Genomic DNA, 11,710 nt, shown 5'->3' on the forward strand with positions numbered 1-11,710 from the left:
GGCGTACATATATGCGTAGGGCGTGGCCGGGCGCGCTGGCCATCTCGCTGCTGGCACTGTTCCTGCTGGAAGGTCTCGGCGCCGGCCGCCACCGGATCCGGGTGGTCGCCGTCGACGCGTCCGGCAAACGGTCGGCGGAGTCGGCGCTGGAGGTCACCGCTCCGATCCGCTGATCCGGCAACTCCCGACAAGGGCCGCCCCATGGGGCGGCCCTTGTCGCATGCCGACTGCCGCGGCCCGCCGTCGACGTGGTGGGTGCCGTCCACTCTGTCCGGTCAATTGTGAACGCGCTCTCTCTGGTGCGCGGTTGCCGTCGTGGCACGGATCGGCCGCGGCCTGCGGCGGAGGATCCATCGAAAATCTTGATTAAGAGTCTTTACTGTTAACACTCTTTAACTTATGTTGAGCGCACACGTCGAGGGCGGCATCCCCTCAGATCGCCGGAAGTCGATCTCCGAACCCGTCCCGATCGTCTCGGCGGGCCGGGCAGCCCCCGGGCCCGGCCCGCCGACCCATGAAGAAGCCCGTCCCCCACGCTCGAGGAGCACTTCATGAGACGCCGGATCGCCCTACCCCTGCTGACCGTCGGCGCGGTCATCACGTCGTTCTTCATCGCGGTGGCGCCCGCCTCCGCGCACGGCTACATCTCGTCGCCGCCCAGCCGGCAGGCCAACTGCGCCAGCGGCGCGGTGGCCGACTGCGGCGACATCATCTACGAACCCCAGAGCGTCGAGGCTCCGAAAGGCTCGATGCAGTGCAACGGCGGCGGCAGCCGGTTCGCCGTCCTCAACGACAACAGCAAGAGCTGGCCCGCCGCCGCGGTCGGCCAGACCGTGACGTTCAACTGGGTGTACACGGCCCGGCATGCCACCAGCAACTGGGAGTACTTCATCGGCAACACGTTGCTGGCCTCGTTCAGCGGCGGGGGAGCGCAACCCGGCGCCACCACGACGCACACGGTGAGCATGAAGGGCTTCACCGGACGCCAGACCCTGCTGGCCCGGTGGAACATCGCCGACACGGTCAACGCCTTCTACTCCTGTGTGGACCTCAACATCGGCGGCGGCAGCACCCCGCCGCCCACCACGCCCCCGCCGACGCCGCCCACCACCTCGCCGACGACCCCGCCCACCACCACGCCACCGGCGGGCGGCACCTGGGCGGCGGGCACGGCGTACGCGGTCGGGGCCGTCGTGACCTACGGCGGGCTGTCGTACCGGTGCCGCCAGGCGCACACCGCCCTGGTCGGCTGGGAGCCACCGAACGCCCCGGCGCTGTGGGAACGCATCTGATCCCCGGCGGGGCGGGTCCGCGACCACGGGCGTGGACCCGCCCCACGGGGCTGGTCGCCCTCCTGCTGACCCTGGTTCTCGCCGGCTGCGGCCGGGCCGCTCCCGCGCCGGACGCGACCACCGGCAACGCCACCGACGTGATGTTCCTGCAGATGAGCCTCGCGTACGCGGAGCAGGGTGACCAGGTCGCGGCGATCGCCGAGCAACGGGGCACCGACCCGCGGGTGCGGGCCCTCGCCGCCCGGCTGCGCGCCGAGTGGCGTGCCGAGTCCGAGACCATGCGGCACTGGCTGGTGGGATGGCAGCAACCGGTCACCGCGAATCCTGCGGAGGGAGCGCACGCCGGCCATGGGGACCTGCACTCGCTGCGGGCCGCCGACCTGGCGGAACTGCGCGCGTCCCGGCCCGCCGATCTGGACCGGACCGCCCTGACGCTGCTCATCGGCCACCTGCACAACTGCGTCGAGGTGAGCCGGATGGAGTCCGCGGGCGGCGGCTACCCACCCGCTCGCGATCTCGCGACGGCCATCACCCGCGCCCGCCAGGAGGAGATCCGGCAAATGCTCCAGATCGTGGCGTGACCCGTTCGAGTGAACTTGAAGCTTCAAGGGCGCCCTACACTGGTGGGGTGAGCGCTGCCCCCGCCGACCCGCCACGCTGGCTCGACCACGCCGAGCTCGGCTCCTGGCTGCCGGTCGGCGGCCTGCTGCTGCGCCTGCCCGCCGCCCTGGACACCCAGATGCAGCGCGACTCCGGCCTCAGCCACTTCGAATACCTGGTACTGGCCAGCCTGTCCGAGGCGCCGGGCCGGACCCGTCGGATGAGCGCCCTCGCCGCTCTGGCCAACGGCTCGCTGTCGCGGCTGTCGCACGTCGTCAAGCGCCTGGAGAGCCGCGGCTGGGTGACCCGGACGGCCTGCCCGGAGGACGGCAGGTACACCAACGCGGTGCTCACCGACGCGGGGTGGGACAAGGTCGTGGCCAGCGCGCCCGGCCACGTGGAGGCCGTCCGTACGCTGATCCTCGACGCCCTGACCGACCGCGAGCTGGAGCAGCTCGGCGACATGGCCCGGCGCATCCTCGCCCGCCTCGACGCCACGTCCGAACCCTGACCCCGGCGCCGTCGGGCTTGCGGCCACCGGCCGTGGACGCGAAAACCGCTGCCGCCCGCGCAGCATCGCCGTTACCGTCGGCGGCGTGCCCGAGCTGATCAGCCCCACGACCCGCCTGCACGATGCCTGGCTGGCCGCCCGCGACGAGTGGGGGCGCGGGGTGCACCAGGACGGCTCCGGCCTGCACGCCGAGGACGACGTCGACACGCCCGATGGCTTCGCCGCCTGGGTGGACCGGCTGCGTCGCTCGGCCGACCCGACCGTGGCGCCCGAACCGGGCCGGGTGCACTGCACCTACTGGTGGATCGTCGAGGACGACACGATGCTCGGAGCGATCGCGCTGCGCCACGAACTCAACGACTTCCTGCTGCGTGCCGGCGGGCACATCGGCTACGGGATCCGGCCGACCGCCCGGCGGCGCGGGCTCGCCACCCATGCGCTCGGGCAGGTGCTGCGGCATGCCGGGGAGCGTGGGCTGGAGCGGGTCCTGATCACCTGCAATGTCGACAACGAGGCGTCACGGCGCACCATCGAACGGCACGGCGGGGTGCAGGAGGACGTCCGCGACACCGAGCTGGGCCGGATACGCCGGTACTGGATCTCGCTGTAGGGCGTGGCTCAGCCGACCAGGCGGCGCTCCCAGACCCATGCGGCGATCTCGACCCGGTTCCGGGCGCCCAACTTCGTCTGCACGCTGCCCAGATGCGTCTTGACCGTGCCGACCGAGATGAACAACTGGGTGGCGATCTCCGCGTTGGTCAGACCCCGCGCGGCCAGCTTCACCACGTCCAGCTCGCGGGGGGACAGGCCACCGTCGTCGCCGGTCGGCGCGGGCGGGCTCAGATGCTCCAGCAGCCGGACCGTGATCGACGGACTGATCAGGGCGTCACCCGACTGCGCCGCCCGGACGGCCTCCACGAGCAGCGCGGGGCCGGAGTCCTTCAGCAGGAACCCGCACGCTCCGTTGCGCAGCGCGGTGTGCACGTACTCATCGAGGTCGAAGGTCGTGACGACGACCACCTTGACCGGCTCCGCGACGCCCGGCCCCGCCAGCAGCCGCAGCGCCTCCAGGCCGTCCATCTTCGGCATGCGGATGTCGAAGAGGGCCACGTCCGGCTTGAGCCTGCGGGCCAGCGCGACCGCCTCGACGCCGTCCGCGGCCTCGCCGACCACCTCCATGTCCGGCTGCGCCCCGATGATCATTCCGAAGCCCGTGCGGACCATGGCCTGGTCGTCGGCGATCAGTACGCGGATCACTGCGTCACCTCCTGAGGCACCGGCAGGGCCGCGTCGACCACCCAGCCGCCGTCGATGCCCGGCCCGGCGGTGATGCGCCCGCCGACCGCGCGGACCCGTTCGGTCAGGCCCACGAGACCGTACCCCGGACGTTCGCGCGGCACGGTCGGGCGGGGGGCCGCGCCGTCGTTGGCCACCCGGACCAACAACCATTCCGGGGTACGCCGGATCCACACGTCCGCCACCCGCGCCCCCCGCGCGTGCTGGCGGATGTTGGTCAGCGCCTCCATCACCACCCGGTACGCCGAGGTCGACACCTCCACCGGGAGCCCGCCGATGTCCCCGTCCACGTGCAGCCGGGCCAGCGTGCCGCCGGAACTGCTGAACTGCTCCAGCAGCGGGCCCAGCTCGTGCACCCCGGCCAGCGGGGCCAGCGGCGCGTCGGGGTGCGCATCGGGGTCGCGCAGCACGCCGACCATCCGGCGCATCGAGGCCATCGTCTCCGCCCCGGCCTGCTCGATCTGCTCCAGCGCCAGCAGCACGCGCTGCGGGTCCTGCTCGGCGATGAACCGGGCGCCCTGCGCCTGCACCACGATGCCGGTCACGTGGTGGGCGATGAAGTCGTGCAGGTCCCGGGCGAACTCGGCGCGCTGCTCCGCCCGGACGGCGTCCATCGCGCGCTGACGGGTGGACGCGATCGTGCGCAGGTACACGCCGGCGCCGATCGAGGCCGTCGACATCAGGGCGAGCATCAGCCCGGCGATGACGTACTCGGGGCTGATCGCGCCGCGCACCGGCAGCAGTCCCACCGCCACCACCGTGGCCACCACTGCGGGCACCGCCAGCTGCGCCTGGGCGCGGCGGCTCACCACGTACAGCATGCCGAGCAGGCCGAGCGCCTCGGCGATGCCGAAGCTGCCGTGGGTCTGGCCCATCATCACGACCAGGACCGTCACGACCAGCGAGAACCCGGCAACCAGCAGTGCGACTTTCGGCAGACGCGTCGAGTCCTGATCGTGCCGGGGCAGCCACACCGCGGCGGTCGCCACGGCGGCCACGACCTGCAGCAGGGCAACCGCACCGGCGCCCGCCATGCCCGCCTGGAGATCGAACAGCCCGAGCAGCGCCATGAGGCCCAACAGGGCGAGCTGGCCGAGGCGGAACAGCAGGTTCCGGTTTTGCTGCGTCAACATCGTGACCCAGCGTAGTGGGCGCCGGACGGACCCCTCATCGGCCGAAAGGCAGACCCGGCGCTGCCGCAGGTCCCGGCTGCGGGCTGATGCGGGGGTTGATCGGCGTCGAACAGGATGCTCCCAGCTTCCGACCCCGATCGAAGAGGACTCGACCGATGAGAACGCAGTTCCCGGCCGCCGCGCCGATGCCGGCCGACACCACCAACTCCGCGGTGGCGGCCGTCGACCTCGTGAAGGTCTACGGCAACGGCGACACGGCCGTACGGGCGCTGGACGGCGTCACCGTCGGCTTCGCCCGGGCCGCGTTCACCGCCATCATGGGCCCCTCCGGCTCCGGCAAGTCCACCCTCATGCACTGCCTCGCCGGCCTGGACACGGCCACCTCCGGGCGCGCCCTGCTCGGTGGTACGGACCTCACCACCCAGCCCGACCGGGTGCTCACCAAGGTGCGCCGGGAACGGATCGGCTTCGTCTTCCAGTCGTTCAACCTGCTGCCCCAGCTGACCGCCGAGCAGAACATCACCCTGCCGCTCGACCTGGCCGGGCGCCGCGCCGAACGGGGCCTGCTCCAGCACCTGGTGGACGTGCTCGGCATCGCCGGACGGCTCAACCACCGGCCCAGCGAACTGTCCGGCGGCCAGCAGCAGCGGGTCGCGCTGGCCCGGGCCCTGGTGTCGCGGCCGGAGGTGGTCTTCGCCGACGAGCCGACCGGCAACCTGGACTCCCGTTCCGGCGCCGAGGTGCTGGCGTTCCTGCGCAACTCGGTGCGGGAGCTGGGACAGACCGTGGTGATGGTGACCCACGACCCGGCCGCCGCGGCGTACGCGGACCGGGTCGTGCTGCTGGCCGACGGCCGGGTGGCCGGCGAGATCGACCGCCCGGACCGCGCCAGCGTCGCCGAGGCCCTGCAGTCGCTGGGCAGCACCCGATGAGCCCGGTCCTGCGTACCCAGCTCGGCGGGGCGGCCCGCCGGCCCGCCCGGCTGCTGCTCACCGGCCTGGCCATGCTCGTGGCGTCGTTCGTCGTGTACGCCACGGTCCTCGCCCAGCAGATCACCCTGCGCACCGCCCTGGACACCCTCAGCGGCACGCCGGAGGCCGTGGACCTGGTCGTCACCACCCCGAACGCCGAGAACGCCGTCCCGATCAGCACCACCCAGCTCGGCAAGATCAAGGCGGTGCCGGGGGTGGCCGAGGCGGTCGGCCGGGTGGAGACCGGCGGCGAGATCGGCGGCCAGTACCTCAGCCTCGTCGGCGACCCGGGCAGCGGCGCGCTGTCCGTCGCCCACGTCACCCAGGGCCGCTACCCGGCCGCGCCGAACGAGATCGCGGTGACCCCGCGCACCGCCAGCCGGATGAGCCTGCCCGTCGGCACCCGGCTCGGGCTGAAGATCTACGGCTCCGACGACAAGGACAAGACCGTCCAGCTCCAGGTCGTCGGCATCGTCACCCCCGCTGACGACTACGGCTCGATCGCGTACGCGCCGCAGAGCAGCGTCACCGCCCTGACCGGCGGCGACACGCTCCAGCAGATCGACGTACGGCTGGACGCGGGCGCCGACCCCGCCGCCGTGCGGGACGCCATCGCCGCGATCGGCGGCAAGCACGCACCCGAGGTACGCAGCGGCGCGGACGTGCGCCTCGACGAGGCCAACCAGGCCGCCTCCGACCTGAACGCGGTGTTCGCGGTCGTGGGCATGTTCATCGCCATCGCGGTGGTCGCCGCCGGACTCGTCGCCGCGTCCACGTTCCGGATCGTGTTCGCCCAGCGGATGCGCCAGCTGGCGCTGCTGCGCGCGGTCGGCGCCGGACGGGGTGCCATCGTCCGGGCGCTGGCCGCCGAAGGGGTGGTGACCGGTCTGGTCGCGGGCGTCACCGGGGTGCTCGGCGCGCTGGCCGTGGGCTCCGCCGTACCGCCCGTCCTGCGACTGTTCGACATCACCGTGGCCGGTCCCGGCGTACCCGTGCTGCCCGCCCTCGGCGTGATCGCCCTGGCCGTGGTCGTCACGCTGCTGGCGGTCATCTCCCCGGCCGTCACTGCCGCCCGGGTGGCGCCGCTGGAGGCGTTGCGGGCGGCGGCCACCACCGCCGGCAAGCACGGCATCGGCAAGGTGCGCTGGGTGTTCGGGCTGCTGCTGGTGACCGGGGCGGCGCTGTCCGCCGGGTACGTCGCTACCCACCTGCCCGGCCGGGACACCAAGGACTACCGGCCGGACATGATGCTGCTGGCCATCGTCTTCTCCGGCGCCATGGCGTACTTCGCGCTGATCGCGCTGGGCCCGGTGCTCATGCGTCCGGTGCTGGCCGTCGTCGGCCTGCCGCTGCGCCGCCTCGGCTCCATCGGCCGCCTCGCCGTGGGCGGGGTCGGCGGCGCCACCCGCCGCGCGGCCGCGGTCTCCGTGGTGGTCGCGCTCGGGGTCACCCTCATCGCCGGGGTCGTGGTCGGCGGGGCGTCCCTGCGGGTGCTGGCCGACCGGGAACTCGCCTCCTCCGCGCCCGCCGACTTCGAGCTGACCGCGGGCGATGGCGCGACCCTGCCCGCCGACCTGGTCACCCGGGCGGCCGGCAGCGCGCAGCTGCGGCACGCCACCACGTACCGGCGGCTCAACGACCTGAAGATCGGTACGGCGGTGGAGCAGTTCGACGCCAACGACCTCGATCTCGCCGCACTGCCGGAACTCAGCAAGATCGACGTCGCCGACGGCTCCCTGGCCGACGTGCGGCCCGGCAGCATCGCCGTGTCGGGCTGGGCGCGCGACGCCACCGGGGTGCACCTGGGCGACAAGGTCGAGGTGAGCGCCGGCAAGGGCAAGCACAAGGTGACCCTGACCGTCGCGGCGATCCTGCCGGACTCCGTACCCCTGGGTTCCAGCGTGCTGGTGCACCGCAGCGACATGGACAAGCTCGGCGCCTCCGCGCTCGCCTCCGGCCTGCTGGCCGACGCGGCCCAGCCGGGTGAGGACGGCCGGACGGCCGCGCAGCAGGCGCTGCGTCAGGTGATGGACAACCGGTCAGGGCTCGGCCTGAAGGTGCTGGCCGACCAGCGCGACCAGGAGAACGACGCGATCGACACGGTGCTGGCCATCGCGCTGGGGCTGATCGGGCTGACCGTGCTCATCGCTGTCGTCGGGGTCGGCACCACGGTCGCGCTGTCGGTGGTCGAACGGGCCCGCGAGTCGGGGCTGCTGCGCGCCGTCGGCCTGACCCGCGGCGGCCTGCGCGCGATGCTCACCACCGAGTCCGGCCTGTACGGCGTCATCGGCGCGGTGCTCGGCCTGCTGCTCGGCGTGCCGTACGCGTGGCTGGCGGTCAAGGCCCTCGGCGTGAACGCGCCGCTGCGCCTGCCGGTGCTCCAGCTGGTGGCCGTGTTCGCGGCGCTGGTGGCGTTCACGGCGCTGGCCGGGGTGCTGCCCGCCCGCCGGGCGGCGAAGGTGAGCCCGGTCGTGGCGCTGGGCACCGAATAGCGCCGCCGCTTCCCGGGGTCACACTTTCCGGGGCCACGCCGGCCGTGCCGGGCCGGCGTGGCCCCCCATGCCCGCTGGGCTTGCAGCAGCGCACGCACCAGCGTCCGCGGCGGCGTCGGCCCAGCCGGTGTCCGGCCGTATCCGCAATCCGGTGGTGTGCCGCGGTCGGGGCCGACATGCTCGCTGCATGACCATGGCCGACTGGCCCCTGTTCGGGATCCGGCTCGCCTGCCGGGCCGTCACCCTGCGGCCGGTCCGCGAGGAGGACCTGCCGCAGCTCGCGGCCGCGCTACCCGATGACGTCGGGCACGACCCCCGGCTGGAGCTGTTCGACGAGCAGTCGGCGGCGCAGAACGAGCGGCGGCTGTTCTGCCAGGGGTACTGGCGCGCGCTGGGCACCTGGTCACCGTCGTCGTGGGTGCTGCACCTCGCGGTCCGGCACGCGGGGGAGTTGGTGGGGGTGCAGACCGTCGAGGGCGACAACTTCGCGGTGCTGCGTACGGTCGACACCGCCTCCTGGCTGGTGCCGGGGGCGCGCGGGCGGGGTCTCGGCGTGGCGATGCGGATGGCCGTACTGGGGCTCGCGTTCGACCATCTGGGTGCGCTGGCGGCGGTCAGCTCGGCCGTGGTGACCAACGCCGCGTCGCTCGGGGTGTCCCGGCGCGTCGGCTACGCCGACAACGGGCTGGGTTTCGTGGCCGAGTCGACCGGCCGCGCCGAACTTCGCCACCTGCGGCTGACCGCCGACGCGTGGCAGGCCTCGGGGCACGGCCGGGAGGTGACCGCGTCCGGAATCGAGCCGTGCCGCCGCTGGTTCGGGGTGTGACCTCGGCAATATCGCCCGTTCGGACACAATCGATAGGGCCGAACAGTGGAGGTTCCCGAGGTCGCGGGCCATCGTCGACAGTGGAGCGGCCGGGGCCGTCCCGCGCGGCACGCGGTTGAGCCGGTAACCTCACGCCCGGTCCGGACGCGCCCGCGCCCGGCGGACACGGGGGTAAGCGTGAACCGGCGCCAGGTCATCGGTGTGCTCGCATCCACGGCGGTCGTCGCCGTGGGCACGACGGTGATCGCGCTGCACAGGCCAGGGGCGTCGTCCCACCCGGCCGCCGCCGCGGAGCCGGTGGTCGCGCTGCCCGCCGCCGAGCCGGCCGCCGCCCCTGAGGGGCCGCCGGTCAGGGTCGGCCGGCACACCCTCGACATCGCCCCGGCCGACAGCCGCGCGCACACCCTGAAGGTGCCCGAGCGCCGCACGGACCGGTTCAGCCTGCTCGGCATCACCTGGACGGATCCCGCCGCCCGGGTTTCCGGCACGGTCCAGGTCCGCACCCGTGCGGTCGCCACCGGCGCGTGGTCGCCGTGGCGCACCCTGGACTCCGACGACAGCCTCGGCCCGGACACCGCCGCCGAGCGCGGTGGCCACCCCCGCGGCGGCACCGCGCCGCTGTGGGTCGGCCCGGCCGACGGTGTCGCCGCCCGCGTCGTGGACGCCGCCGGTGCGGTCAGCCGGGCCCTGCCCGCCGGGCTGCGCCTGGAACTGCTCGACTCCACCGGCGACAGCCGTGGGGCTGGCGGCGGTGGCCAGAGCAGCGGTGGCCAGGGCGGCGGCGACGAGGTGACCGACCCGACCAGCGCACCGGCGATCCAGCCGTCCGCGACGCAGGAGACCAGTGCCCCGCCGGCCCCCGCCGCGCCCACGAGCACCGCGCCCGCGCCCGTCGTGACCAGCGCCGCCCCGGCCAAGCCGGCGACCACCAAGGCGGCGCCGCGCCAGGCGCTGCGGGCGCCGCTGCCGGGCGGACTGCCCCCGTACGTCAGCCGGGCCGGGTGGCAGGCGGACGAGAGCCTCGTCAAGAACGCGCCCGACTACGCCGGCAACGTGGGCGTGCTCTTCGTGCACCACACCGCCGGGACCAACGACTACCAGTGCGCCGACTCGCCGTCGATCGTCCGGGGCATCCTGGCGTACCACGTGCAGAGCCAGCACTGGAACGACATCGGCTACAACTTCCTGACCGACAAGTGCGGCACCCTGTTCGAGGGCCGCAAAGGCGGGGTGGACAAGCCGGTCATCGGCGCGCACACGTACGGCTTCAACACCGGCTCGGCCGCCGTCGCGGTGCTGGGCACGTACATCAAGGACCGGGTGCCCGCCGCGACCCAGACGACGATCGCGCAGCTGGCGGCGTACAAGCTCGGCATGTACGGCTTCGCGCCCACCAGCAGCACGAAGCTGACAGAGGGCGTCTCCGACGGCAAGTTCCCGAAGGGCACCGTGGTCACGTTCGCCCGGATCTCCGGGCACCGCGACGGCGTGGCCACCGAATGCCCCGGCGACGCGCTGTACGCCCAGCTCGCCGACATCCGGACCGAGGCCGACGCGGGGATCTACGGACTCACCGCCAAGCCCGGCGGCGCGGGCGTCTCCGGCGGGATTTACTACGCGCGGGGCCCGGTCACCATGACCTGGTCGATCGGCAACCCGTCCACGGTGCTCACCCGATTCGAGGTGCTGGTCGACGGGGCGGTCGCGGCCACCGCGGCGCCCGCCGACCGGTCCGCGACCGTGCCGGTCTCGGCTGGCACGCACAAGCTGCAGGTCAGGGCCGTACGCGACAACGGCTCCACGGGCATCTCCACGGCCTCGACGGTGCTGGGGGACACCACCGCACCGACCTTCCCCGGCGCGCCGGCCGTGGTGCTGCGCGGCGGCACCGTCTCGGCCACCTCCGTGCCGGTGACACTCACCTTCCGGGCCGCCGACAACGCCAAGCTGGCGTCGGTGGCGCTCACCGCGCCGTCCGCGCGGACGTTCGGCCCGACGACCACCTCCTGGGCCACCGCCGTCAAGCCGGGCGGGACCATCTGGCGACTCTCCGCCAGGGACGTGGCGGGCAACACCGGCGGCGCGGCGGTCGGCCGCACCGTGGTGCTGCTACCGGAAACCAACGCCAAGCGGGGCGGAAAGTGGGGCTCCGCCTCGAAGAGCGCGTACCTGGGTGGCAAGGCGCTGACCAGCGGCACCCGTAACGCGAAGCTGACCTGGACCTTCACCGGCAGTTCGGCGGCGCTGCTGTTCGCCCGTACCGCCAAGTCCGGCAAGGTCGACGTCTACCTGGACGGCCGGAAGGTGGGCACCCTCGACCTGAGGGCCGGCAAGAACAGCTACCGGCAGGCGCTGTGGACCCGCGCCTTCGCCAAGGGCCGGCACACCGTCGCCATCGTCGTACGCGGCACCGGCGGCCGCCCGACCGTCACCTCCGACGGCCTCGCCTATCTGAGGTGAGCCGGGCGGGCACGCCGCAGCGGACCGCCTGGTCAATAGCGGCGAGCCCGCCGAGGTCACGGTTTCGTGCCACGGACGGCCGGAGGATCCTGCGCCACGCAGTCCTGTGCTTCTATGTCGGGACACATC

General features: G+C 73.4%; 11 protein-coding genes. 9 read left to right on the plus strand and 2 right to left on the minus strand.

The window, feature by feature from the left end; translation table 11 throughout:
• Positions 1–11 precede the first annotated feature (11 nt).
• From ACMCNN_RS12575 to ACMCNN_RS12595, 5 genes are all read left to right on the plus strand, one after another.
• Positions 12–173 carry a hypothetical protein gene (locus tag ACMCNN_RS12575; RefSeq protein WP_412746369.1) on the plus strand — a complete coding sequence of 54 codons (162 nt, stop codon included), beginning with the start codon at positions 12–14 and terminating at the stop codon, positions 171–173.
• Between the two features lie 378 nt (positions 174–551).
• Positions 552–1,292, plus strand: coding sequence for a lytic polysaccharide monooxygenase (locus tag ACMCNN_RS12580; protein WP_412746370.1), 741 nt, complete (start codon positions 552–554; stop codon positions 1,290–1,292).
• Positions 1,277–1,873 carry a DUF305 domain-containing protein gene (locus ACMCNN_RS12585; protein ID WP_412746371.1) on the plus strand — a complete coding sequence of 199 codons (597 nt, stop codon included), beginning with the start codon at positions 1,277–1,279 and terminating at the stop codon, positions 1,871–1,873. The genes ACMCNN_RS12580 and ACMCNN_RS12585 overlap by 16 nt, the downstream gene beginning before the upstream one ends.
• Before the next feature lie 47 nt (positions 1,874–1,920).
• Positions 1,921–2,403: a MarR family winged helix-turn-helix transcriptional regulator gene (locus tag ACMCNN_RS12590; RefSeq protein WP_412746372.1), complete on the plus strand. Its 483-nt coding sequence runs from the start codon at positions 1,921–1,923 to the stop codon at positions 2,401–2,403.
• A gap of 85 nt (positions 2,404–2,488) precedes the next feature.
• The gene (locus ACMCNN_RS12595; protein ID WP_412746373.1) at positions 2,489–3,013 is read left to right on the plus strand and encodes a GNAT family N-acetyltransferase; all 525 of its coding nucleotides are present in this window, start codon (positions 2,489–2,491) and stop codon (positions 3,011–3,013) included.
• Positions 3,014–3,021: 8 nt separating this feature from the next.
• Here the strand turns inward: ACMCNN_RS12595 and ACMCNN_RS12600 are convergent, their stop codons facing one another.
• Positions 3,022–3,660, minus strand: coding sequence for a response regulator (locus ACMCNN_RS12600; RefSeq protein WP_412746374.1), 639 nt, complete (start codon positions 3,658–3,660; stop codon positions 3,022–3,024).
• Positions 3,657–4,832, minus strand: a complete 1,176-nt coding sequence (locus ACMCNN_RS12605) for a sensor histidine kinase (RefSeq protein WP_412746375.1) — start codon at positions 4,830–4,832, stop codon at positions 3,657–3,659. Before ACMCNN_RS12605 ends, ACMCNN_RS12600 begins: the two co-directional genes overlap by 4 nt.
• A gap of 155 nt (positions 4,833–4,987) precedes the next feature.
• Between ACMCNN_RS12605 and ACMCNN_RS12610 the strand changes: the two genes are divergently transcribed.
• The 4 genes from ACMCNN_RS12610 to ACMCNN_RS12625 all read left to right on the plus strand — a co-directional run bounded on the left by ACMCNN_RS12610 (position 4,988) and on the right by ACMCNN_RS12625 (position 11,581).
• A complete protein-coding gene (locus tag ACMCNN_RS12610; protein WP_412746376.1) occupies positions 4,988–5,764 on the plus strand; it encodes an ABC transporter ATP-binding protein in 777 nt (258 codons plus the stop codon).
• On the plus strand, positions 5,761–8,295 hold the full coding sequence (locus ACMCNN_RS12615) for an ABC transporter permease (protein ID WP_412746377.1): 2,535 nt from the start codon (positions 5,761–5,763) through the stop codon (positions 8,293–8,295). Before ACMCNN_RS12610 ends, ACMCNN_RS12615 begins: the two co-directional genes overlap by 4 nt.
• Positions 8,296–8,482: 187 nt before the next feature.
• Positions 8,483–9,121 (plus strand): GNAT family N-acetyltransferase, encoded by a 639-nt coding sequence (locus tag ACMCNN_RS12620; protein ID WP_412746378.1) that lies wholly within the window; start codon positions 8,483–8,485, stop codon positions 9,119–9,121.
• 177 nt (positions 9,122–9,298) lie between these two features.
• The gene (locus ACMCNN_RS12625) at positions 9,299–11,581 is read left to right on the plus strand and encodes an N-acetylmuramoyl-L-alanine amidase (protein WP_412746379.1); all 2,283 of its coding nucleotides are present in this window, start codon (positions 9,299–9,301) and stop codon (positions 11,579–11,581) included.
• Positions 11,582–11,710 lie beyond the last annotated feature (129 nt).

Origin of the sequence: Krasilnikovia sp. MM14-A1004 (genome assembly GCF_047159485.1) — a bacterium.
Lineage (GTDB): Bacteria > Actinomycetota > Actinomycetes > Mycobacteriales > Micromonosporaceae > Actinoplanes.

What these genes read in the sequence shown, in the direction of transcription:
- ACMCNN_RS12605 (WP_412746375.1), bottom strand. Translation starts at nt 4,832, where the DNA reads ATGTTGACGCAGCAAAACCGGAACCTGCTGTTCCGCCTCGGCCAGCTC.
- ACMCNN_RS12615 (WP_412746377.1), top strand. Translation starts at nt 5,761, where the DNA reads ATGAGCCCGGTCCTGCGTACCCAGCTCGGCGGGGCGGCCCGCCGGCCC.
- ACMCNN_RS12580 (WP_412746370.1), top strand. Translation starts at nt 552, where the DNA reads ATGAGACGCCGGATCGCCCTACCCCTGCTGACCGTCGGCGCGGTCATC.
- ACMCNN_RS12620 (WP_412746378.1), top strand. Translation starts at nt 8,483, where the DNA reads ATGACCATGGCCGACTGGCCCCTGTTCGGGATCCGGCTCGCCTGCCGG.
- ACMCNN_RS12575 (WP_412746369.1), top strand. Translation starts at nt 12, where the DNA reads ATGCGTAGGGCGTGGCCGGGCGCGCTGGCCATCTCGCTGCTGGCACTG.
- ACMCNN_RS12610 (WP_412746376.1), top strand. Translation starts at nt 4,988, where the DNA reads ATGAGAACGCAGTTCCCGGCCGCCGCGCCGATGCCGGCCGACACCACC.